The organism is Caballeronia sp. M23-90 (genome assembly GCF_053574605.1).
Map to the genome: position 1 here is coordinate 1 of NZ_JBSIPA010000778.1, position 1,601 is coordinate 1,601.

Here is a 1,601-nt window from a genome sequence, read left to right on the forward strand (position 1 = left end):
TGGCGACATGGCGTTGAACAAGTGCGTGAAACCGCGCGCGTGCTGGGCGTGCATCTCGAAGGGCCATATATCAATCCGGGCAAGCTCGGCGCGCAACCCGATGCAGCAGCCGTCGCCGTGCGCGACGAAGTGCTGAAGTATCTTTCGCTCGCGCCCATCCGCGTGGTGACCATCGCGCCGGAAATCTCGGGGCACATTGAAGTGATCCAGGAAATGGCGGCGCGCGGTGTGCGCGTGCAACTGGGTCATTCACTGGCGACCTATGACGACGCGGTCAACGCGCTCAAACACGGCGCGCGCGGTTTCACGCACTTGTTCAACGCCATGTCGCCGCTGCATCACCGCGATCCCGGCATGGTCGGCGCTGCGCTCGCGCATGCCGAGTACGCCGAACTGATTCCTGATCTTCTCCACGTGCATCCCGGCGCGATCCGCGCCGCGCTGCGAGCCATTCCGCGCCTGTATGTGGTGACCGACAGCACATCGGCCTCCGGCATGCCTGATGGCGAATATCGCCTGGGTAGCCAGCACGTGACCAAGTGCATGGGCGGCGTGCGTCTTGCCGACGGCACGCTCGCCGGCAGCACGCTGACCATGGACCAGGCGCTGCGCAATCTTGTTTCCATCGGCTTGCCGATGGCAGATGTTTCCAATCGCCTGTCACGTTACGCCGCCGATTACCTCGGACTCGAAGACCGCGGCCGGATCGCGCGTGGCGCGTGGGCGGACCTCGTCGTGTTCGACCGTGAACTGGCGTTGACAGCAACTTATGTAGAAGGTGAATCAATTGTCGAATATGCTTGATGAAGCGCTGGCGTCCGCCGACGTGGTGGTTGCCCAGCTTGCCGATACATCCCACATTGAAGCACTCGCCGCCCGGCTCGCCGAAGAGCCGCGGCATGTCGCGCTGACGGTTGCGCGCGGTTCGTCGGATCACGCCGCAAGTTACTTCGCAGGACTGACGATGAGCCGTATCGGCGTGCCGGTCGCGTCGTTGCCCATGTCGGTCGCCACCCTGCAGCAAGCACCATTGCGCGTGAAGGGCCAACTGGCCGTGGCGTTTTCGCAGTCGGGCAAAAGCCCGGATCTGATCGGCACCATGCAGGCACTGCGCGACGCAGGCGCCCTGACCGTCGCCGCCGTGAATGCGCCCAATTCACCGCTTGCCGAAGCCTGCGAGTGGAACCTGCCGTTGCTCGCCGGCCCGGAGTTGTCCGTGGCGGCAACCAAGAGCTACATCGCGATCCTGTCGCTCTCGGCGATCGTCATTGCGCATGTGCAGAAAGACGCCGAGTTGCTCAACGCGCTCAAATCCTTGCCCGACGCGTTGCGCGCCGCCGGCAAGCTCGACTGGTCGCACGCGGTCAGCGAACTCAAGGACGTCGACCGCATGATCGTGATTGGCCGCGGACTTGGCCTGGCAATCGCCCAGGAAGCGGCGCTCAAGCTCAAGGAAACGTCGGGCATTCAGGCCGAAGCGTTTTCGAGCGCGGAAGTGCGGCATGGGCCAATGGAACTCATCGGCGAGGACTATCCGCTTCTCGTGTTCGCACCGCGCGGACCGGAGCAGGCTGGCCTGGTGCAGCTTGCCCGCGACATGA

2 protein-coding genes are annotated in these 1,601 nt (G+C 64.1%); both read left to right on the plus strand.

The features are described 5' to 3' along the window. Positions 1 to 804 (plus strand): N-acetylglucosamine-6-phosphate deacetylase (locus tag ACRXB1_RS35765; protein WP_449494736.1); only part of this gene is annotated, 804 nt, incomplete at its 5' end. Further along, on the plus strand, positions 797 to 1,601 hold an 805-nt coding region (locus tag ACRXB1_RS35770; RefSeq protein ID WP_449494737.1), incomplete at its 3' end, for an SIS domain-containing protein. The genes ACRXB1_RS35765 and ACRXB1_RS35770, both read left to right, overlap by 8 nt.